This window comes from Neglectibacter caecimuris (assembly GCF_034335015.1).
In the GTDB taxonomy this organism is placed as follows: Bacteria; Bacillota; Clostridia; order Oscillospirales; family Acutalibacteraceae; genus Acutalibacter; species Acutalibacter caecimuris_A.
Map to the genome: position 1 here is coordinate 69830 of NZ_JAWXXK010000012.1, position 22493 is coordinate 92322.

At 54.8% G+C, this 22493-nt stretch carries 16 protein-coding genes; 5 read left to right on the forward strand and 11 right to left on the reverse strand.

What is annotated here, in order from left to right; all coding sequences use genetic code 11:
* Positions 1-350 precede the first annotated feature (350 nt).
* The 9 genes from U8T64_RS13465 to U8T64_RS13505 all read right to left on the reverse strand — a co-directional run bounded on the left by U8T64_RS13465 (position 351) and on the right by U8T64_RS13505 (position 13134).
* On the reverse strand, positions 351-1160 hold the full coding sequence (locus tag U8T64_RS13465) for a TrmH family RNA methyltransferase (protein WP_322184296.1): 810 nt from the start codon (positions 1158-1160) through the stop codon (positions 351-353).
* A 1148-nt stretch (positions 1161-2308) separates the two neighbouring features.
* Entirely contained in the window at positions 2309-2677 is a 369-nt protein-coding gene (locus U8T64_RS13470) for a hypothetical protein (RefSeq protein WP_322184298.1), read from the reverse strand.
* A gap of 80 nt (positions 2678-2757) precedes the next feature.
* Positions 2758-3756 carry an ABC transporter ATP-binding protein gene (locus tag U8T64_RS13475; protein ID WP_322184300.1) on the reverse strand — a complete coding sequence of 333 codons (999 nt, stop codon included), beginning with the start codon at positions 3754-3756 and terminating at the stop codon, positions 2758-2760.
* Positions 3749-4903 carry an ABC transporter ATP-binding protein gene (locus U8T64_RS13480; RefSeq protein ID WP_322184302.1) on the reverse strand — a complete coding sequence of 385 codons (1155 nt, stop codon included), beginning with the start codon at positions 4901-4903 and terminating at the stop codon, positions 3749-3751. Before U8T64_RS13480 ends, U8T64_RS13475 begins: the two co-directional genes overlap by 8 nt.
* A gap of 13 nt (positions 4904-4916) precedes the next feature.
* Positions 4917-5846 (reverse strand): ABC transporter permease, encoded by a 930-nt coding sequence (locus tag U8T64_RS13485; protein ID WP_322184304.1) that lies wholly within the window; start codon positions 5844-5846, stop codon positions 4917-4919.
* A gap of 12 nt (positions 5847-5858) precedes the next feature.
* Positions 5859-6827, reverse strand: a complete 969-nt coding sequence (locus U8T64_RS13490; RefSeq protein ID WP_322184306.1) for an ABC transporter permease — start codon at positions 6825-6827, stop codon at positions 5859-5861.
* A 260-nt stretch (positions 6828-7087) separates the two neighbouring features.
* Positions 7088-8866, reverse strand: a complete 1779-nt coding sequence (locus U8T64_RS13495; RefSeq protein ID WP_322184308.1) for a peptide ABC transporter substrate-binding protein — start codon at positions 8864-8866, stop codon at positions 7088-7090.
* A 769-nt stretch (positions 8867-9635) separates the two neighbouring features.
* A complete protein-coding gene (locus U8T64_RS13500) occupies positions 9636-11585 on the reverse strand; it encodes a glycoside hydrolase family 127 protein (protein ID WP_322184310.1) in 1950 nt (649 codons plus the stop codon).
* Positions 11586-11601: 16 nt separating this feature from the next.
* Entirely contained in the window at positions 11602-13134 is a 1533-nt protein-coding gene (locus tag U8T64_RS13505; protein ID WP_322184312.1) for a serine hydrolase domain-containing protein, read from the reverse strand.
* Between the two features lie 176 nt (positions 13135-13310).
* Here U8T64_RS13505 and eno point away from each other — a divergent pair, with 176 nt between their 5' ends.
* Both eno and U8T64_RS13515 read left to right on the forward strand, forming a co-directional pair.
* The gene (gene eno / locus U8T64_RS13510) at positions 13311-14537 is read left to right on the forward strand and encodes a phosphopyruvate hydratase (RefSeq protein ID WP_322184314.1); all 1227 of its coding nucleotides are present in this window, start codon (positions 13311-13313) and stop codon (positions 14535-14537) included.
* Between the two features lie 233 nt (positions 14538-14770).
* Complete coding sequence (locus U8T64_RS13515) at positions 14771-15607, forward strand: purine-nucleoside phosphorylase (RefSeq protein ID WP_322184316.1); 837 nt, start codon at positions 14771-14773, stop codon at positions 15605-15607.
* A 963-nt stretch (positions 15608-16570) separates the two neighbouring features.
* Here the strand turns inward: U8T64_RS13515 and U8T64_RS13520 are convergent.
* Together U8T64_RS13520 and U8T64_RS13525 are read right to left on the reverse strand one after the other, a co-directional pair.
* Positions 16571-17095, reverse strand: a complete 525-nt coding sequence (locus tag U8T64_RS13520) for a ferritin-like domain-containing protein (RefSeq protein WP_322184318.1) — start codon at positions 17093-17095, stop codon at positions 16571-16573.
* Positions 17096-17236: 141 nt separating this feature from the next.
* Positions 17237-18145, reverse strand: a complete 909-nt coding sequence (locus U8T64_RS13525; RefSeq protein WP_322184320.1) for a LysR family transcriptional regulator — start codon at positions 18143-18145, stop codon at positions 17237-17239.
* A 122-nt stretch (positions 18146-18267) separates the two neighbouring features.
* On the opposite strand from U8T64_RS13525, the gene U8T64_RS13530 reads away from it, so the two are divergent.
* The 3 genes from U8T64_RS13530 (at position 18268) to ychF (ending at position 21822) form a co-directional block, all read left to right on the forward strand.
* Complete coding sequence (locus U8T64_RS13530) at positions 18268-19626, forward strand: MATE family efflux transporter (RefSeq protein ID WP_322184322.1); 1359 nt, start codon at positions 18268-18270, stop codon at positions 19624-19626.
* 127 nt (positions 19627-19753) lie between these two features.
* Positions 19754-20569 carry a GNAT family N-acetyltransferase gene (locus tag U8T64_RS13535; RefSeq protein WP_322184324.1) on the forward strand — a complete coding sequence of 272 codons (816 nt, stop codon included), beginning with the start codon at positions 19754-19756 and terminating at the stop codon, positions 20567-20569.
* Positions 20570-20727: 158 nt separating this feature from the next.
* Entirely contained in the window at positions 20728-21822 is a 1095-nt protein-coding gene (ychF, locus tag U8T64_RS13540; protein WP_322184326.1) for a redox-regulated ATPase YchF, read from the forward strand.
* Positions 21823-22493 lie beyond the last annotated feature (671 nt).

Sequence of the window (22493 nt, forward strand, 5' to 3'; positions counted from 1 at the left end):
AGTCGTTAGCTGTTAATAGTTAGTCGTTAGAGAAGAACAAGCCCTCTCTTTTGTCATTCTGAGGAACGAAGTGACGAAGAATCTCGTCCTTAACTCCAGGGCAAAAGGGCAAAAACGAGATTCTTCACTTCGCTCAGAATGACAGGAGGGAGGCGAGCGGATAACCGGTAAATTCCAATTTACCAGCGTTGGTCACAACGCTTGTGTTGGTCACAACGCTTGTGTTAGTTACAATGTCTGTGCTGCTTGCAGCCGAGCGCTGTTTGCAATGCCCTTGAACTTAATTGCTCATTTCTCATTCCTAATTGCTCACGATACCCGCGATCGCATTTTGCAACATGCCTTCTCATCTACTTCGTCAGCTCGTAAAACGCCACGGCGCTGGCAGCTGCTACGTTTAAGGAATCCACCCCGTGAGACATGGGAATGCGCACGGTGTAATCGCAGTGGGCAATGGTGTCCGGCGCAAGACCGTCTCCCTCGGTGCCCAGAACAATGGCCAGCTTCCTTTCCGCCGCCAGCCGGGGATCCTCAATGCTCAGGGAGTCCTCCCGCAGGGCCATGGCAACCGTTTGGAAGCCCAGCTCCTGTAACAGCTCCTGCCAGGGCCGCTCCTCCGGCAGATACGTCCAGGGTACCTGAAATACCGTGCCCATGCTCACCCGGGCGGCCCGGCGATATAAGGGATCGCTGCCGGCGTTGGTCAGCAGCACGGCGTCAATGTTCAGCGCGGCTGCGGAACGGAAAATAGCGCCGATATTGGTAGGGTTCATCACATTTTCCAGCACGGCGATCCGCCGGGCGTTTTCGCAGATCTCCCGCACGGAGGGCAGCTTCGGCCTTCGCATGGCGCAGAGCATGCCCCGGGTCAGGTGGAAGCCGGTAAGCTGACAAAGCACCTCCTTTTCCGCCACAAACACGGGAATTTCCCCGCAGCGGAGCAGAAGCTCCTTCCCCTTTCCCTCGGCGTGCTTCCGTTCCATCAAAAAGGAGACCGGAACGCACCCGCTGTCCAGCGCCCTGCCGATGACCAGCGGGCTTTCCGCCACAAACAGCGCGTTTTCCGGATCCGCCCGGTTCAGCAACTGGTTTTCCGTAAGCCGGGCGTAAATATCCAGCTCCGGCGCGGCGAACTCTGTAATTTCCACGATCTCAGCCATGTGAAAGCCCCCTTTTCCGCTGATAACCTTACCATAAAGCCGAAGGCAAGTCAACCGGGAAAAGAGGGAGCGCTGTTACAAAAAAAGTCCGTCTTTTAGAAAATAAGCTCAGCTCTATCAATAAATCCTCTGACCATAAGGAACGCAAGAAAAATGAGAGAAAACCATCAGGGGAGTGAGCATGTCCCATAGGCACACAGCAACCGAGCCGATAGAAGAGAAAGTGCGTCCCGGTGAGGGGGGAGGTCTCCAGTGGAGAAGTCAGTTGTCGCTTCAGCAACCGCCCTACCCGTTCTCGTTTGTCAACTTGGTCGGTGCAGGGCAAGCGCCGAGAAAGCCATGGCTTTCTGCGCTTTGCACCCGAGCCGGTAGGCGAGAAAGTCAAGAGTGACGCTAAATTATAATTTTCATGGCACCCTTGGCTCCCCTGAAAGGGGTGCTGTCAGCCACAGGCTGACTGAGGGGTTCCGTGGTGATAAGGTAGAAAGCTCAGGTTTTATGCGGATTTCCAGTGTCCTATAACCCCTCTGTCACGGCTTCGCTGCGCCACCTCCCCTTTCAGGGGCGGAAAGAGTTGCTGCTATTTTCCAGCCTGTAAACTACAATTTATTGCTTTCTTATGGTAAGCTCAGAGGCTATCCTTCTTGTCATTCTGAATGAAGTGAAGAATCTCGCTCCTTTGCCCTTTTAGTCAGGCATTAAGGGCGAGATTCTTCGTTGAGAAAGCTATAGCTTTCTGCGTTCCTCAGAATGACAAGGGGGCGGTTAGTACGATAAATTGGAATTTACCGGTTATCCGCTCGCCTCCCTCCTGTCATTCTGAGCGAAGTGAAGAATCTCGTTTTTGCCCTTTTGCCCTGGAGTTAAGGACGAGATTCTTCGTCACTTCGTTCCTCAGAATGACAAAAGAGAGGGCTTGTTCTTCTCTAACAACTAACTATTAACAGCTAACGACTAGTTCGCTAAACTATCATTTACTGCTCTTTCCCTGTCCTTCATTACTTAATTGCTCATTGTATCTGCTCTTTTCCACCGTCCAGCGTCTAAAACCCAGTATCCGGCATCTGATGAAGGCATAACAACCCCGCCCTTTCGCTTCTGCCGAAGCGAAAGGGCGGGGTTTCATTTTTATAAAATCTCTAAAAATGTCACAGCGCAAGGAGAACCATATCCAGTACACAGCCCAGGATCAGAACGAACACACTGATGAGCAGAAAACCCACCTGGTAGCTGAAGCACCGGAATTTCCGGCTCCAGAATTTGCTCATACCGGAATCCTCTTTCCTGCGCCATTTGGCGAAGAAGAAGGCAGAGCACAGCATACTGAAGCTGCCGGCCAGCATTAGGGCGCTGACCGCTCCCTGCAAAGGCGGAAAAGCCACTTCCTCCGTAAAAAGCAACAGTCCCAGCGTGGCTCCTACCGCCGCGGCAATGGCGGAAACCAAGATCCCCGCGATCAGGCAGCGCAGCAGGTCATGACCCACATCGGAAGCGGTAGCCCGCTTTTTCTTTTCCATGCTGAAAATGCCTCCTTCCCAGGGTCTGTTGTAAAACCGGCAAAAAGACGGGTTAGCAGACTCTTACACAGTCCGCCGTCTTATTTTCCGGCAAAGTGACAGGCCACAAAGTGCCCGGGAGAAACCTCCTTCAGTTCGGGAGCGTCCTTGCGGCAGCACTCCTGAGCGCGGGGGCACCGGCTCTGGAACTTGCACCCGGGGGGCACATCGATGGGGCTGGTGACCTCACCCTCCAGCATAATGCGCTGGCGGTTATCTTCAATATCCGGGTCCGCAATGGGAATAGCGGACATCAGCGCCTCAGTGTAGGGGTGCAGGGGGTTGCTGTAAATTTCGGCGGCGGAGGCAAGCTCCACCACAGAACCCAGGTACATCACTGCCACCCGGTCGGAAATATGCTTTACCATAGCCAGATCGTGGGCGATAAACATATAGGTAAGGCCCAGCTCCTTCTGGAAGCGGATCAGCAGGTTCGCGATCTGCGCCTGAATGGACACGTCCAGAGCAGACAGGGGCTCATCGCACAAAATGAACTTCGGCTCTACCGCCAGGGCCCTGGCGATACCGATTCGCTGGCGCTGGCCGCCGGAAAATTCATGGATAAAGCGGTTGGCGTGCTCCTGGTTCAGACCCACCATGCGAAGCAGCTGGCCGATCCGCTCCTGGCGCTCTTCCTTGCCGGTGTACAGCCCATGCACGTCCATGCCCTCGCCGATGATCTCCGCAACGGTCATACGGGGGTTCAGAGAGGCATAAGGGTCCTGGAAAATGATCTGTACCTCTTTGGTGAAGGCCTTTTTCTCAGCGCCCTTGAGCTCATGAATATTCTTGCCGTTATACAGCACGGTGCCGCCTGTGGGATCGTACATGCCCACACAGGTACGGCCGCAGGTGGTTTTTCCGCAGCCGGATTCCCCCACCACGCCCAGAGTCTCACCGGGCATGATGTGAAAGGAAACATCGTCCACAGCCTTCAGGGTGCGTTTTTTGCCCACCTTGAAGTATTTTTTCAAATGAGAGACCTCCAAAAGCGGCTTTGCGCCAGCCGCGGCAGTGGTCTTTTCCACTTCATTACTCATGGCCTTCTCCTCCTTTCACCCGCAGAGCCTCGGCCTTTTCCCGAACCTCCGCCGGAGCGTCGTCCGCATAGAGCCAGCACATGGCGCTGTGCCCATGATTTTCCGGATCTTCGCCGGGGAATTCCTTTACCGGAGGCATTTCTTCCAGACAGACGTTCATGCACAGCTCACAGCGCCGGGCAAAAGGGCAGCCCTTGGGCGGCGCCACCAGATCCGGGGGCGTGCCGCGAATGGTGCGGAGCATTTGCTTATTTTCCCAATCCAGCCGGGGAACCGCGCCCAGCAGCGCCCAGGTATAGGGGTGCTGGGGGTGATAGAAGATCTCCTGCCTGCTGCCGCGTTCCACGATCTGGCCGGCATACATGACCACGATCTTATCCGCAAAGCCGGCCACCACGCCGAAATCATGCGTGATCAGAATAATGGAGGTGCCGTCCTCGTCCCGCAGACGCTTCAAAAGCTCCATGATCTGCGCCTGAATGGTCACGTCCAAGGCCGTGGTGGGCTCATCGGCAATGACCAGCTTGGGCTGGCAGGCTACCGCCATGGCGATCATGGCGCGCTGGCGCATGCCGCCGGAAAATTCAAAGGGATACTGCTTAAAGCGAGTTTCGGCGTTGGGAATACCCACCACGTCCAAAAGACGAATGGCTTCCTCCTTGGCCTCTTTTTTGCTCATTTTGCTGTGGATCCGCAGGTTTTCCATGATCTGCTTGCCCACTCGCATGGTGGGGTCCAGCGCCACAAGGGCGTCCTGGAAAATCATGCCGCAGTCTCCGCCGCGATACTGGGAAAGCTCCTTCTTGGACATGGAAAGCACGTTCTTGCCCTCGAAGATGATCTCGCTTCCCTCCTTGACCACGCCAGGGTGACGGATCAAAGACATAATGGTGCGGGCAGTTACGCTTTTGCCACAGCCGGATTCGCCGATCACGGCCAAAATCTCGCCGTGCTTTACGTCAAAGTTCACGCCGCGGACAGATTGTACCTCGCCCGCGTAGGTATTGTAGGAGACCCGCAGATTTTTGACCTCCAGCAGGGGCTGGTTGGGGTCTCCAGTCCATTTATGGGGATTTGCTTTCCAGTTTTTGCCAATTTCCTTGGCTTCTTCCTCCACCTCGGGAGTCATTACTTTTTCTTCTGCCATTGTATTTCCCTCCTCAATTACGCAGCTGCGGGTCAAGCGCGTCGCGGAGAGCATCGCCCACCACGTTGAACGAAAGCACCAGCAGGCTTAGCAGCACGCAGGGAACAAGCAGCTGGAAGGGATAGAAATTCATGGTGCTCTGTCCTTGCTGCAGCATGGTGCCCAAGCTGAAATTCGGGGGCATCAGGCCGATACCCAGGAAGGAAAGGCTGGTTTCAGAGAAGATCACGCTGGGGATCGCCTGGGCCAGCTCCAAAATCAAAAGACCCAGAGTATTGGGCAGCAGGTGCTTCAAAATGCGGTGCATGTTGGAGCCGCCCATGGCCTTGGAGGCCAGCACGTATTCGCTTTCCCGCAGCTTCAGGATCTGGCCGCGCACCAAGCGGGCCGTGCCCGTCCAGGAGGTGATGCTCAGAGCAAACAGCAACTGAATATAGCCGTTGCCGAACACCACCAGCAGCAGCGTACACAAAATCAGGTTGGGGATACTGCTGATAACCTCCACAATACGCATCATCACGTCGTCTACAATACCGCCGATCGTGGCCATGATCGCGCCGTACAGGCATCCGACGATCAGCTGGATCCCGGCGGCTACAACGGCAATGACCAGAGAGGTTCTCAGGCCCACCCAGGAACGGGTGAACAGATCGCGGCCCATATTATCCGTACCCAGCCAGTACTGAGAGCAGGGCCCCAGGTTTTTATCCTGTCCGTTAATGGTGATGTAATCCTTGCCGGAAATCACAGGCCCTAAAAGGGACATGACCACCAGCAGCAGAAGGATGATCAGGAAAACCATGGCCACCTTGTTCTGCTTAAACCGCCGAACGGCATCGGCCCAGAAGCCGATATTCTTCCGGGTGATCTCATCGGCGTACAGGGTATCCTGATCCACAAACGCGAAACGATCCTCCGGCCTCTTTATAGTCTCTGTGCTCATGCTTTTCCCCCCTTACCTGGATGACCCGCTGATCAGCTTAATGCGCGGGTCTACAATGCCGTAGAGTACATCGGAAACAAAGATGGAAATAATGGTAATGGCGCTGTAAAATACCGTAAAGCCCAAAACCATGGGAACATCGCGCTGTGTAATGCATTCTACATAATAACTGCCGATTCCGGGAACGGAGAACACACGCTCAATGAACAGCGAGCCGGACAGCACACCGGCGATGGTGCCGGGCAGATAGGTAACAATGGGAATAAAGGAATTGCGCACCACATGGTGGATCATCACCTGGGTCTCGGACATACCGATGGCCCGGGCAGTGGTGGTGCACTCCTGATAGATAGAATCCAGCATGGCAATTTTTGTGGTACGGGCATAACCCGCCACATAGAACAAGGCGCCCGCGAAGGTGGGCAATATGGTAAACTTCCAGCCGCCGAACCACAGGTCCTTTCCCTTGGGCCAGCCGATAATGGGTAAGTTAAACAGGCTGTCCGGCCCGGTCATCGTCAGCTGTAAAATCAGCGCGATCACCAGAGAAGGTACCGAGGTCATAAACATACAGAAAATAAGTATAATGAAATCCGGCGCCTTTGCCCGTTTCATGGCGGCGATAATTCCCAGGATCAGCCCCAGGGTAACGCCTACGATCATCTGCTGAACATTCAGGCGGATCGTAGGGGGCAGCCTCTTTTGCAAAATGCTTCCCATCGTATCACCGGACTTGGCAATGGACTCGCCGAAATCCCCTTTTGTGACCACATTTTTCAGAGTGAGCAGATACCGCTCTCCTGCGGATTTATCGTATCCGTATTTTTGCAGAATGCGCTCCTGCGCCTGGGCAGGCAGCTTGTGGATCTTCATAGTCAGGGCGTTGCCGGGAATGGACGCCAGCAAAAAGAATGTGGCGGTAAATACTAAAAACAGCGTAATGATCATATAAACAAAACGCTTCGCGACAAATTTCGCCATGACCCCACCTCCTTCAATAATTTCAGATTTATGAATAAAGTATACTTACTTAGAATACCATGAACTTCCGTATTTTGCAACATCTTTCCCCTCAAAAACAAAGAGAAAATGAATTTTTCAATGTGAAATCCTGCATTCAAAAAGAAAGAAGGTGCGGACAGCCCATCGGCCGTCCGCACGCTTCCCAAACCAGGGGCTTGGGCATTCTTACACAGGTCCCAAACGCCCTACTATTTCATTTTATAGGCTTCCCGCTCTGCTTATTCCTCAGCAACGAGATACACGCCCTTGGGCTCCCAGTTGGTGTTGATAGTGGCAATGCCCAGACCGCGCAGATTGTTCTGGCGGAACTGCCATACGTCCTGAATGAACAGGGGAGTAAGGGCCATGTCGTCAGCCAGCTTCTGCTCCATCTGCTTGTAAAGCTCGAAACGGGCGGTCTCATCAGTGGCGGCATAAGCGTCGCGCACCATCTGGTCATACTCGGCAACCTCATACTTACCATGGTTGGAGCCGTTGCCGGTCTCGAACATATCCAGATAAGTCATGGGGTCGTTGTAGTCGGGAGACCAGCCGGTCTGCACGAAATCCCACTCATCGCCTTCCATGTCGTTCAGGAAGGTTCCCCAGTCAGCGGAAACCTTCACTTCCATCTTCACGCCCAGGTTGGTCTCCAGAGCCTGCTGAATGAACTCGATGATCTGCGCATCCTGAGAGCTGTCGTTCATGGTCAGGTAGGTCAGGGTGTACTGGCTCAGATCGCTGGAATCCTTGCCCAGCTCCTCCAGGCCTTCCTTGAACAGGGCCTGCAGCTTTTCAGGGTTGTTGCCGTACTCCTCGCGGCCGGCTCTCCAAGGATCAACACCGGCCATTTCGCGGTAGTTGCCCTCGCCCATGGCCACAGGGCCGGGTACCAGCACTTCAGCGGGAGTGTAGCGGCCCATGATAGTATCGCAGAAAGCCACGTTATCCACAGCGTAGCCGATAGCCTTACGGATCTTAGCGTTGGAGGTAAGATCACGCTTGGTATTGTACAGCAGATAGAAAACACTCATGGTAGAATCGGCGTTTACCATCTCGCACTCGCCGGCAGCGGCCTTATCCTTGTACTTCTGCAAGTATTCGCTGCTGGCGCCCGTGAAGGCCAGCTGACCGGCCTCAAACAGCTGGTCGGAGGTGGCCTGTTCGGCCACATAGGTCATATCAATGGTGGTGAGGAATACATTTTCGGCGTCCCAATAAGCCTCGTTCTTCTCCAGAACACCGTGATCCTTATCGGTCCACTCGGTAATGGTGTAGGGGCCGCAGTAAACCAGGGACTGCCAGTTGTTGGTGTTGCCGTACTCGCCGCCGGCAGCCTCAACAATGTCCTGACGCTTGGGGAAGAAAATGGAGTTCGCCAGCTTGCTCAGGAAGGTAGCGTCGGGAGCAGCCAGAGTGTACTCAACGGTCTTCTCATCGATGGCCTTTACGCCAACGGTGGAGAAATCGGTGGTCTTGCCGGCATTGAAATCGGCAGCGCCCACAATGCCGGTAAGGAAGAAGGAGTAGGGAGCGGCCGCAGCGGGATCCAGCGCGCACTGAGCGCCGTATACATAGTCATCGGCGGTAACGGGCTTGCCATCGCTCCAATTATAATCGATCATCTTCATGGTGTAGGTCAGGCCATCATCAGAAATGGTGTAGTCCGCGCAGGCCGCTTTGTTTATGGTGGCGGTGCCGGCATCGTCAAAGCTGTAGCGGAACCAGCCCTCCTGGGTCATGTTTACGATCGTACCGGAAGGAACGTCCTGAACCTGAGTGCTGTCGAAGGTAGCTGCCAGCTCCTGGTTGACATAGATGGTCTGATCCTCAGCCATCTTTTCCTCGCCGCTGTTGCTGGCAACATCGGAGGAAACGGGAGCGGTGGAAGAGCTCTCGTTGCCGGGGGTAGACGCCGCGCTGCTGTTGGGAGTTTTACTGTTGCTGCAGCCGGACATAGCCAGGCCGAGCACCAACACAGCAACCAACGCCAGAGACAAAATACGTTTCATGTTCATGTTCTGCATCTCCTTTTGAAAATTTAGGGCTTTTGTTCAGTTTTTTGATAAGCAAAACCGTACCCATTGAGAACCCCAACGGATACGCCATGGTACCAAAAAGCTTTCACAAGCCGAAGTGGCGCGGAACCGCGCAGGCTGTCTGCCTGGCTCCTGCAATTTTTACCGCTCCGTCTTGCTTTTGCTAAATTATATTGCAAAAAGCCTCAAAAGTCAAGGAAAATGTAAAGCGCTTTCCTATGCAGTTTTTAGCAATTTTACCAAAAAATTAAGCTATTTTCCGTCACTCTCGTTTGCATAAACCAAACACAGTGATTGCAATTTTGTAACCTTCTGAAGTCCAGCTGCGGAACGGGAAATTTTAGACGCTGGACGCCAGATAGCGGCGGCATATTCAACGAGCCATGAGGAATTAGCAATGAGCAAGGAGAAATGAAGGGTAAGGGAAAACAATAAATAATAGTTTAGCGGCGAGGTGCCGCGGCCACTCGTGCCCCTACTTAGTGCAGGAAAATGATTTCTGACCCGACCGCAGGGACACCGCTAAATTATAGTTTATCACACAGTTCCCAACTGTCATTCTGAGGAACGAAGTGACGAAGAATCTCGCCCTGAAAGCCCTTCAAAAAGGCCCAAAGAACGAGATTCTTCGCTTCGTTCAGAATGACAAGAGGGAGGTGAGTGAATAACCACTAACTTCCAATTTAGCGCACTACTCTTTTGCTCTTAATTGCTCATTCCTAATTTTCCATACGCCCTTCTCCAGCATCTAGCATCTGGAGTCTCTCACCCATACCAGCATTTCCCCTTCGTTCCGGTTGGCCCAGGCGTAGTAGGGGATCCAGAGAAGCTCCCGCTTTTCGCCGAGCTCCGGCGGGCGGGTGGTGTACAGGCGCTCCCGCTCACCTTCTTCCGCGCGGCCCATACAGCGCAGCACGGTGACGCCGCCCAGCAGCTCCGGGCGATACTCTTCGGTAAAGGCGCTGTCTCTGGGCAGCAAAATCCGGTGCAGTTCCCTGCCGTTGTCGGCCTCCTCCAGGCAGTAGACCAAGGGCCCCCGCTGAACGGCCACCTTTCCGGCGTCTTCCCGCACCTGCCGATTGGCCCAGATTCGCTTTGCCTCCATAGGCAGGGAAAGCTCTATCACATCGCCGGACGTCCATTCCCTTTGCAGGCTCACATAGCCGTTACCCGCCTGCTCCGCCGCCGCTTTCCCGTTGACCTTCAGGGAGTATTTCCCCTCGCACCAGCCAGGGATCCGCAAAGCATAGGCAAAGCTTACCGGTTTTTCCGGCTCCACGGCAATTTTCAAGTCTCCCTCCCAGGGGTAATTCCCCTGAAGGGAGATCGTCACGGGAATTCCCGCAAAAGTGCAGGTGTATTTCCCCGCCAGATACAGGTGCTGGAACAGCTCTGTTTCCGTGCGGTTCACCGCGTAATCGGTGAGAGAGGCGATGGTACGGGCCAAATTGGGCGGGCAGCAGGCGCAGCCAAACCATTTCTGGCGCACCGGCTTTACATGCCCCTTTCTCTGATCCCGCCGGCAGGCCTCCGGCAGCACCTCCAGGGGATTCACATAGAAAAATGCCGTTCCGCTGAGATCCATGCCGCTGATGGCGCCGTTATAGAGCACCCGCTCCATCACATCGGCATATTCTCCCCGGCGTTCGATCTTTAGCATCTGATTGGCGAAAAAGGCCAGGGCCAGCCCGGCGCAGGTTTCCGCATAGGCGGTATCGTTGGGCAGGTCGTAGGGGAAAGTGAAGGCTTCTCCATATTCCGAGGAGCCCACCTGCCCGGTGAGATACATCTGCTTTTCCGTCATTTCCTTCCAGATATGGCGCAGGTGCTCATACAGCGCATCGTCCCTGGCGCAGCGGGCCGCTGCCGCCGCCCCGGCGTACAGGTAATTGGCCCGCACCGCGTGGCCCACCGGCTCCTCCTGTTCCAGCAGGGGCTTGTGGGCCTGGTAATAGGCGTATTGCAGAGGGCCGTCCTTCCAATAAAAGCCGTTGCCCTCCCGCTGGGTCTCCTCCCGGAAATACAGGGGCTCTTTTCCCCGCTGGGAAAGGAAATACCGGGCCAGCCGGAGATATCGCTCCTCTCCGGTGACCTCATACAGCTTGCAAAGAGCCAGCTCGATCTCCTCGTGGCCCGGATAGCCGTGCAGCTTTCCCTCCTCCGGCCCCAGCACGGAGTCAATATGGCCGGCAAGCTTTTCCGCCACGCTCAGAAGGCTCCTCCGCCCGGTGGCCCGGAAGTGGGCCACCGCGGCCTCGATCAAATGCCCCGCACAGTACAGCTCGTGGTGATCCTTCAAATTCGTCCACCGGCGGCTGAGATCGCCCAGAATATAATAGGTATCCAGATACCCGTCTTCCCGCTGAGCCTTGGCCACCAGGGAAACCGCTTCCTCCAGCTCTTCCTCCAGGGCCTTGTCGGGAGCCCACATCAGGGAAAAGGCCGCCGCTTCCATCCATTTATATAGGTCGCTGTCCTGAAAGACAAAGCCGTAATGTTCCGCTTTCTCACCATTCGCCGCCGCCAGCAGGTTCCGAATGCAGCCGCTGGGCTCCGCGCCCTCTATCCGGTCATTCAGGGCCTCCCACTGATAAGGGATCACTTTTTCCCGCACCAGCTCCCGCAGCCTGGTGTAAAACCGGTCTGTCACATGATAACTTCCCCCATTGACAGGGTACGCAAAGCTTTTCTCTTCCATGGCCGTTTTCTCCTTTTTAGCGCTCTTCGGTTTCCCAGTACATTTTCGTTTTGGTGGTGACCTCTCCGTCCGCCAGGGTAAAGGTCATTTCCGGCGTGGGCTCGTCGTTTAAGCCGCCCTCCATGGGGAAGGTGGACTCCGCCGAAAGCACCATGCTGCTTTCTCCAAACCGGAAGGTAAACCGCTTTCCGGTGGCCCTGCGGGTGTCGCGCAGCTCTATTTCCAAAGCGCCGCCGGGCTTCCAGCGCCCATTGGCCCCATAGGGAACGCCGTGAATATCGGAGGTCACAAAATGCCCGTTTAATCCCAGCTGGATCTCAAAGGAGCCATTGTCCTGCCTGCACAGCAGGGCCGCATCCTCCCCCCGAAAGCGGAAGCTCAGGGAAACCAGCCTTCCGCCCACCGGCTGAAAGCTGCCCGCCCCGCCAATCAGATCCTCCATGCCGGGCAGGGGCTTTTCCGGCAGGTATACCGCGCTGTTCAAAGATTTCTCCGCCCAGGGGTTCCGCATGCCCAACACGGGGTTCAGTTCCAGTCGCTTTAAGCGGTTTTTCAAACTGTGCAGGGCCTGGGGATCCTCCGGCAGGGGGCCCTCCGCCATGGCGGGAAGCAGCTTTTCCCACACCGCGGTAAGCACCGCCTGCAGCTGCATGGAGGCCGACTGGATCACCACAACGGCGTCCTGTCCGGTGCACACCACGCCGTACTGTCCAAAGGCGCCGTCCCCCCGGAACACGCCCTCCGGCTCACAGCGCCAGAACTGGTAGCCATAGCCCTGCTGCCAGTCCGGATCGCCGTCCCAGCCCGCGCCCCGGTTTTCGATCTGCTTCCGGGTGGCTTCCTCAAACCAGCTTTCCTCCAGAAGCTGCCTGCCTTCCCATTTTCCCCTGTTCGCCACGAACTGCACGAACCTTGCCATATCCTCAATGGTCATGGAACAGCCCGCGCCGCCCATTTCCGTGCCGTCCGGCAAGGGCTGGCAGGGAATGTCTGTCAGCCCCAGGGGCTCCATCAGCCTGGGACGCAGAAACTCCGTCAGGGTTTGCCCGGTCTTCCGGGTAAGAATAGCGGAAAGCAGATTGGTTCCCGCCGTGTTGTACAGGAAATGGGTTCCCGGCTCGTATACAAAGGGGTGAGTAAGGAACGATTTGATCCAATCCGGGTCTCCAAGCCCCAGATTGGGAATCTCCGTCTCGTGGCCGCAGCCCATCATCAGCAGGTGGCGGATCTCCGCCTTCTTCAGGTTTTCGCTGGGGTTTTCCGGCAGCTTATCCGGGAAAATATCCACAAGCTTTTCCTTCAGAGATAAGATCCCCTCCTGCCTGGCAAAGCCGATAGCGGTGGAGGTCAGGCTTTTGCTGAAGGAAAACATGATGTGCTGAACCTGCGGCCGGTAAGGCTTCCAGCTTCCCTCCGCGTATACCTTTCCGTGGCGCAGCAGCATAAAGCTGTGCATTTCCGTACCGCACCGGTACAGCTCGTCCAGCAGGGCCGTAACCGCCCCGGAGGGAACCCCCACGCTTTCCGGCGTCACCCTTTGAAATTCCATATCATACAACTCCTTTTCCAGTATCTAGAATCTAGTATCTAGCGTCTAGTATATCACACCGTTTTTCCAAAGGCTATCAGAAAATCGATGCAAGATGAGTAAAACCTGTTCTGTCTGTCAATATTAACCGGGAAGGGCAAAATCTGGAAGCAAAAAAGAAAAGCGAGGTCATTTTTATGGTAACGATCCAAAAGGTATACGGCTGTGAAATTCTGGACTCCCGGGGAAATCCCACCGTCAGCGCCACGGTGCAGCTTTCCGACGGCACGCTGGGCACGGCGGCCTCCCCCTCCGGGGCCTCCACCGGCAAGTTTGAGGCCATCGAGCTGCGGGACGGAGACGACCGGCGCTATGGCGGCAAGGGTGTTCTGAAAGCGGTAAAAAACGTAAACGAGATCATCGCCCCGGCGCTGGAAAAGGTGCACACCCTGACCACCCGGGAGATCGACGGCGTACTGCGCAAGCTGGACGGCACCCCCAACAAGGCCCATTTGGGGGCAAACGCCACCCTGGCGGTGTCCCTGGCCTGCGCCCGGGCCATTGCCGCCCATTACCGCATGCCCCTGTACCGGTATCTGGGCGGCGCGGCGGCCTATCAGCTGCCCGTTCCCATGATGAATATTCTAAACGGCGGCGCCCATGCGGGAAACAACATCGATATTCAGGAATTTATGATCATGCCGCTGATGGCGGAAAGCTTCCGGGAGGGACTGCGCTGGTGCGCGGAGATCTACCATACCCTGGGATCGGAGCTTAAGAAAAAGGGGCTTTCCACCGCCGTGGGAGACGAAGGCGGCTTTGCGCCCGATCTTGCCTCCGACGAGGAAGCCATCGAGGAAATTCTGAACGCCGTGGAAAAGGCGGGCTATTCCGGCAAGGTAAAGCTGGCCCTGGACGCCGCGGGCAGCGAATGGGCGGTGGATCACCACTACCGTTTGCCCAAGCGGGGGGTGGAGTATGAAACGGAGGGCCTGCTGGAATACTGGGAAAGCCTTGCGGATCGATATCCCATTTTCTCCATTGAAGATCCTTTGGGGGAAGAGGATTTCGAGGGCTGGGCGGAGCTTACCGCCCGTCTGGGAAACAGGGTGCAGCTGGTGGGGGACGATCTGTTCGTCACAAATATGGAGCGCCTGCAGCAGGGCATCGACGAAGGGGCGGCCAACGCCATTCTCATCAAGCCCAACCAGATCGGCACCCTGACGGAAACCCTGGACGCCATCGACCTTGCCCGCCGCAACGGCTATAAGACCATCATTTCCCACCGCTCCGGGGAAACGGAGGACACCTTTATTGCCGACCTGGCGGTGGCGGTCAACGCCGGGCAGATCAAAACCGGCGCTCCCTGCCGTACCGAGCGGGTGGCGAAATACAACCGCCTGCTGCGCATTGAGGAGGCTTGACAGGCCAACCTTTTTCCCCTTACAATACAGATAACTAAAAGCAACACCGCACAAAGATCGGCCAGAGGCCTTTGTACACAATTTGCTTGCATATTTTCCGTCATAGCACGCAGCTTTCGTTTGCCAATCGCAAGATTGGCCGCACTCAATCTGTGCACTCTGACGAAAAATCTGACTGTACAACTTGCGCACAATCTTTGTGCGGTGTTGCCTAAACCGAAAGGGGAATTTCCATGGGCGCTGTTTTGGATCGGGTCAATGCCTGCGCGGAGTATCTTCAAAAAAGGGCAGGCTTGCGCCCCCGCACGGCGGTGGTGCTGGGCTCCGGGCTGGGAGCCTTCGCCGAAAGAATAGAGCGGGCGGTTTCGGTGGAATACCAGGAGATCCCCGGCTTCCCTGTTTCTACGGTGCCGGGGCACCGTGGCAGATTCGTTTTCGGCTTTCTTGGGCAGGAGCCGGTGGTGGTAATGCAGGGAAGGATCCACTATTACGAGGGGTATTCCATGGAGGAGGTCGTCCTCCCCCTGCGGGTGCTGCATGCCCTGGGCGCGCAGCGGGTGATCCTCACCAACGCCGCCGGGGGCATGGGAGAAGGCTTTCGCCCCGGTGACCTGATGCTGATCACGGATCATATTGCCTCCTTTGTCCCCTCCCCCCTTCTCGGCCCCAACGAAGACGCTTTCGGCCCCCGGTTCCCCGACCTTTCCACGGCATACAGTCCCCGCCTGCGAGAGCTGGCCGAAAAGGCGGCGCGGGAGCTGGAGATCCCCTTAAAGCAGGGCGTTTACCTGCAAACCACCGGCCCACAATACGAAACCCCCGCCGAGGTTCACCTGTACCGCGCCCTGGGGGCGGACGCCGTGGGCATGAGCACCGCCTGCGAGACGATCTGCGCCCGCCACCTGGGCATGGAGGTTTGCGGCATCAGCTGCATCACCAACCTGGCGGCGGGCCTTGGCAAAACGCCCCTCTCCCACCGGGAAGTACAGGAAACGGCAGACCGGGTAAGCGCGCAGTTTCAGGCGCTTCTGGAAAAACTCCTGAAAAGCCTTCCTGCTCTTTCCGAATGATTTGATTAAAAAAATCCCGCGATCAGTTCAAAAGGATCGCGGGATTTTTGCCCCAGGCACTCGAGCCCCCACTTGGTACGGGAAGGCAGTTTCCGACCCGACCACAGGGACGCCGCTAAATTATAGTTTATCACACAGTTCCCAACTGTCATTCTGAGGAACGAATTGACGAAGAATCTCGTCCTTAATTCCGGAAAAAGGGCAAAGGGCGAGATCCTTCGCTTCGCTCAGGATGACAGGAGAGAGGTGAGTGAATAACCGGTAAATTATAGTTTAATGCCCTTAGGCTCCACTTACGAGAGCAAGGGGAGCTGTCAGCCAATAGGCTGACTGAGGGGATCAAAACTAGCGATTCTATGGCACCTTCTGCGTGTGACTATCCCTTCCACCGCCGTCCGGCGGTCCCCGCAGACTGCGAAGCGGTCTGTTTCCCCTCTATAAATAAGGAGAGGCAAGGGTTACTGCTATTTGTCAGTGCGCTAAATTATAGTTTATCACACAGTTCCCAACTGTCATTCTGAGGAACGAAGTGACGAAGAATCTCGTCCTTAATCCCTGAAAAGAACAAAGGACGAGATCCTTCGCTTCGCTCAGGATGACAGGAGAGAGGTGAGTGAATAACCGGTAAATTATAGTTTAGCACACACTCTTGGCTTTCTCGCCTGTCGGCTCGGGTGCTGTGCCCCGGTGGGGCACGTCCAGCACTGACCGAAGCGTAGCGTAGAAAGCTGTCACGGCTTCGCCGTGACTGAGGGGTTCCGACAGAAGAGCAGAAAATCACTGGTTTTATGCGAATTTCCAGCGAGCTGGAACCTCTCCACCGCCTATCGGCGGTCCAGAAGGTTGCAAAGCAACCTTCTTCCCCTATTCAGGGGAGGCAAGAGGTTTCTGCTATCCACTAACCGCTAAATTCCAATTTATCAAACTCTGCCCTTGCCCTTAAAATTGCTCATTCCTCATTGCTCATTTCCTGCCGCCTTTCCCCATTTCCTTCAGCAGCTGGCGAAAAATCAAAACATGTTGCTCCTCATCCAAAATCAGACGTTCCAGCAGCGCTTTCACACAAGGATCCGGCAATTCCCCCGACAGACGGCGGTATTCCGTAATGGTTCTGTTTTCCCCCATAACAGCCCGGTTCAACAGAGCGGCCGGATCATTGGAATAAAAAAGAGCGCTGGGGCTCCAATAAACAGTTCGCCCCTCCCGGTAGCTCCAAAGCCGGGGGTCTCCGCCCGAAAGGCACGTCAGCTGAGCGAAAACGGATAGATGGTGCATTTCCACCACGGCGATCCGGTGAAAATATTCCGCTATTTTCGGGTATTTGGCGGCCAGAACGGTACTGTTGTAGAAATACTGGGCTATGGTGCTCATTTCCGAGGCGCTGCCGCCCAACTGGGACAGCATGGCTCTGGCACAAAGCTGGCTGGTCTCCCGCACCTGGATCTGGGGATAGGGAGAAGCATCGGCTACAGGCAATTTCAATTCCATAAAACGCCCTCCTTCTGTTTGAATGGCTGCACTACCTGGCTATACCTATGCGAAACGGAAATGAGATATGTAAGACCTGGCACAGAAGTGAAAACGCCCGGAGCGGGAAAACCCGTTCCGGGCATTCTGTTTGCCTGAAGCTTAGCCTTTCAGGATCATTCTTTCCAACTCCTTGGCGGCAATGCTCAACACCTGATCTGTTCTTTTGACCAGGCAGATAGACCTCCGGGGGATCTGTTCATTGAGCTCAATCGGCAGGATCGTTCGTCCCTCTTCTCCCTCCAAAAATTCCCGGGGAACAAAACCGATGCCCAAATTGTTCTTTACCATCGGCAGAATTTGATCGGCCGTTGCCACTTCGATATCCGGCTTGAACTCCAGTCCATGCTCCAGAAACCACTCGGCGTAAAATTCATAGGTTTTTGTCAGCTTTCCAAGGGAGATCAAAGGAGCCTCGGCAAGTTTTTTCAAGGAAACTCTTTTTTCCGAAAGCCTGCGGTACGCTAAGCCGCAGACTGCCGTTTCACAGATTCCCTTTACGGCTTTTGCCTTCATTGCTTTTAATTCTCCAGTAGGCGTTGTAACCAACGCAAAATCTGCCCTGCCGCTTTTCAGCATGGCGATAGCCTGGGGTGTGGAGTGGTTGAAAATTTTCAGCTTCACTCTGGGATACTGCTGCCGGTATTTTTTCAGTACCGGCAAAAGAAAGCTCCGCAGAGCCACCTCGCTTACCCCAATAGACACCGTCCCGCTTTCCAGTCCCTTTTCCAGGGCAACCGCTTCTTCTCCCGCCTGGATCTGTTCTACTGCGGCCTGAATATGGACATACAGTCTTTCTCCCTCAGGTGTCAGCGTAACGCCTCGGTTGGAACGAACGAAAAGAGTACATCCCAGCTCATTTTCCAGCTTTTTTACAGTACGGGTAATGTTGGGCTGGTTGCTCAGCAGGGCCTCCGACGCCCTGGTGAAATTCCGGTATTTGGCCACATAAAAAAAGACCCGGTAATACTCATAGTTGATATACACGAAACCCCTTCTTTCAATTATCATATCAAATCAGCATTCCAGCTATATCAATCATACATTTTACATATTTCTGTTATCCGATTATAAAAGAGGGTGGTCCCTGTGTCAATCGTTTTCCGAAAAACAAAAAGCAGGAGGTCTTTTTCATGAATAAGGATTTGACAGTGGGCAAATCCTCCACCGTGCTCTGGAAATTTTGCCTGCCGCTGTTTGGAAGTATTCTGTTTCAGCAGCTGTACCAGATCGCCGACAGCTTTGTGGCGGGAAAATTTATCGGGGAAGATGCCCTGGCGGCGGTGGGAAACAGCTATGAGGTCACGCTTATTTTTATCGCCTTTGCCTTTGGCTGTAATATCGGCTGCTCCGTTGTGGTATCCCAGCTGTTCGGCAGAAAACAGTACGGCGAGCTGAAAACCGCTGTGTACACCACCTTTCTGGCGGGCGGCGTCCTCTGCGCCGTCTTGATGGGCGCCGGAGCTCTGCTTTGCCCGGAGCTTCTTTCCTGGATCCACACCCCTAAAAATGTGCTCGGGGATTCCAAGCTCTATCTGGATATCTACATTCTGGGGCTGCCCTTCGTGTTCTATTACAATATCGCGACAGGTGTTTTTTCCGCTTTGGGAGATTCCAAAACGCCTTTTCTGTTTCTTGCCTGTTCCTCCCTGTCGAATATTGCGGTGGATATCCTCTTTGTCACCGCTTTTTCCATGGGAGTGGCCGGAGTGGCCTGGGCTACCCTGCTCTGCCAGGGGATAAGCTGTGTTCTGGCTGTCTCATTTATGTTCGGCAGGCTCACGAAGATCAAAACCGAGGCGCCGCCCCGTCTGTTTTCCTGGCGGATCCTGGGAAAAATCGCCAAAATAGCCATTCCCAGTATTTTACAGCAAAGCTTTGTTTCCGTAGGGAACATTCTCATTCAGGGGATCATCAATACCTTCGGCTCCGCCGTTATGGCCGGATACTCCGCCTCTATCAAACTGAATAATCTGGTAATCACCTCCCTGACCACCATTGGCAACGGCATTTCCAATTTTACCGCCCAAAATGTCGGGGCCGGAAAGCCGCACCGCGTCAAAGAGGGGTTTCGGGCGGGCCTGAAGCTGGTATGGCTTCTCTGCGTTCCCATCACCCTGCTGTACCTTTTTCTGGGCCGAAGCCTTGTGGGGATTTTCCTGGAAGCGCCTACCGGAAAGGCCATGGAAACGGGCATTCAAATTCTATCGGTGCTTTCTCCCTTTTATGTGGTTGTGGCCGCCAAACTTGTGGCGGACGGCGTTCTGCGGGGCACGGAAAACATGAATCAGTTTATGATATCCACCTTTACCGACCTTGTTCTGCGGGTGCTTCTGGCAAAGCTGCTTTCCGCCCCCCTGGGGGCGCTGGGGATCTGGCTTGCCTGGCCTATTGGCTGGATCGTGGGCGGGCTCTTATCCATTCTCTTCTACCGAACCGGCAGCTGGCAAAAAGCTTTGGCTCCTTCCGGCAGCGACCCTTCCATGGAATGAGCTTTCGAAATACAGGACACGAAAGCTTGTAAAAGAAAGGAAAACCGGGTATAATTTTGACATATTCTTTATAAGTCTGTCCTGTCTGCACGGGGCGCCTGCGGTATAGGAAATGGAGAAAAACGGCATGCTGAAAAAACTGAACAATGTCAAAGAATATCTGGACTTTGCAGATAGGATCAACGGGGACGTAAGCTTTTGTGACCCAACGCTCGGCAGCAGGGAACAGGCGCGCAGCACTTTATTGAAAGCTCCGGGCAATCCTGCAGAACAGATCTTCGGGTGCTTTCACGGGGAAGAGCTCATCGGGCTGTTTGTCTTTTTGGTTTTGGAAGAGGAAGCGTATCTCGAAATGCTGGCCGGGTTGTCCCGCAGTGAGCAGGCATATGACGAGATATTCTCCTTTCTGAAGGAAAACTTCAAAGGGTATCGCGCTGATTTTGTTTTTAACCCGCAAAACCGTTTGCTTTATGGGAAGCTGCGCCAGGCAGCTTCGGAATTCGATCCGGAGCAGCAGAAAATGGTGCTGCAAGAGGCGCTTCCCTGCCAAATCCACCGAAAAGTAGAATTATACAGCGCGAAATACCGGGAACAATACCTTTCTTTGCACTCTAAGGAGGGGTACTGGACAGCGGAAAAGGTGCTGAATGCGCCTGAACGATTCCGGATTCTCCTTGCGATAGAGGGAGAAGCCGTGGTCGGCTATGTGGATATCACATATCAATATGAGGAAAATGAGCCCTTTGACGTATTTGTAAAAGAAGAATACCGCAGAAAGGGTTACGCAAAGGCAATGCTTGCAAGGGCGATCGAACTAAACCGGCCCCGGGGCATGACGCTTTTGGTCAATACGAACAATACCGCCGCGATCGCGCTGTATCGGTCTCTTGGGTTTGTGACACAGGCAGGCGCAAACAGTATTACCGCCCATGCCCTTCTGTAAGAACGGGCAGCCGGAGCTGGCCTTCGGCAGATAGCTTGCGGAAAGTCTATTGAAAAATTCCGGAAAAATGACCTTTCCCCGCAGTATTGAAAAACCGCGGGGCTTTTGTTATACTTAAAGCGTAAAAGACCCCGTAACTGCGAAGGAGAAAAGCAAACATGAAATTAGGAATTGTGGGGCTTCCCAACGTGGGGAAAAGCACCTTGTTTAACGCCATTACCAATGCGGGCGCGCAGTCCGCGAATTACCCTTTCTGCACCATTGAGCCCAATGTGGGCGTGGTGGCCGTGCCGGACAAGCGGCTGGAAAAATTACGGGATATGTACGAGCCCAACAAGTTCACCCCCGCCACCATTGAATTTGTGGATATCGCGGGCCTGGTGAAGGGGGCCTCTAAGGGCGAGGGGCTGGGCAACAAGTTCCTTTCCAATATTCGGGAGGTAGACGCCGTTGTGCACGTGGTGCGCTGCTTTGAAAACGATGATATCGTCCATGTGGAGGGCAGCATCGATCCGGGAAGGGATATTGAAACCATCGATCTGGAGCTGGTGCTTTCCGACCTGGAGGTGCTGGACCGCCGCATCGATAAAACCAGAAAGCTCTTAAAGGCCGATAAGAAATACCAGACAGAGCTGGACTTTTTCCAGCGGGTACACGCCGCGCTGGAGGCCGGAAGCTCTGCCCGCAGCGTGGAGTGCAGCGAGGAAGAGGCCGCGCTGCTTTCCACCGTTTCCCTGCTGACCAATAAGCCCATCATCTTCGCCGCCAATATGAGCGAGGAGGATTTCAAAAACGGCATTGAGCAAAACCGCTTCCTGCAAACCGTGCGGGAATATGCTGAAAAGGAGCATGCCGCGGTGCTTCCCATCTGTGCGGAGATCGAGGCGGAGATCTCTTCCCTTGACCCGGAGGAAAAGGAGCTGTTCCTTTCCGATCTGGGCCTCACGGAATCCGGCCTGGACCGGCTCATTACCGCCTGCTATTCCCTTCTGGGCCTGATGTCCTACCTTACGGCCGGCAAGGACGAGGTGCGGGCCTGGACCATCGAAAAGGGCACCAGAGCGCCCCAGGCCGCCGGAAAGATCCACACCGATTTCGAGCGGGGCTTTATCCGGGCGGAGGTCATCGGCTTTGACGAGCTGATGGAATGCGGCTCCATGGTAGCCGCCAAGGAAAAAGGCCTGGTTCGCTCCGAGGGCAAGGAATACATCATGCAGGACGGCGATATCGTTTTGTTCCGGTTTAATGTATGAGGCTGGATTCCAGATACTGGATGTTAGATGCTGAAGAAGGATAAAAAGCGGGGAACAAGGACATTTTTCTGTTCTTGTTCCCTGCTTTCTTTATGACAGTCTCCGCTAAATGATAGTTTAGCAGTCACCCTTGGCTCCCCTGAAAGGGGTGCTGGTCTCCGGTGGAGACCGTTCAGCACCGGTCTCACCTGTCGGTTCGGTCAGTGCAGAACAATGCGCCAAGAAAGCCATGGCTTTCTGCGCTTTGCACCCGGAGCGAAGCGGAGAAAGCTGTCACGGCGGAGCCGTGACTGAGGGGTTCTGCTCGAACAGTTGATAAAACTGCGGGGTTACAGAGAGCTGGAACCTCTCCACCACCTGACGGTGGTCCCAGAAGGTTGCAAAGCAACCTTTTTCCCCTATTCAGGGGAAGCAAGAGGTTAGTGCTATTCGGCAACCCGCTAAATTATAATTCAACAGTGCTCTTAGGCTCCACTTGCGCGAGTAAGGGGAGCTGTCACGGCTTCGCCGTGACTGAGGGGATCGAAACTGGCGATTCTATGCTACTTTCTACGTGTGACTATCCCTTCCACCGTTCTCGCCTGTCGGCTCGGTTGCTGTGCCCCGGTGGGGCACGCCCAGCAACGGTCTCACCTGTCGGTTCGGTCGGTGCAGAACAATGCGCCAAGAAA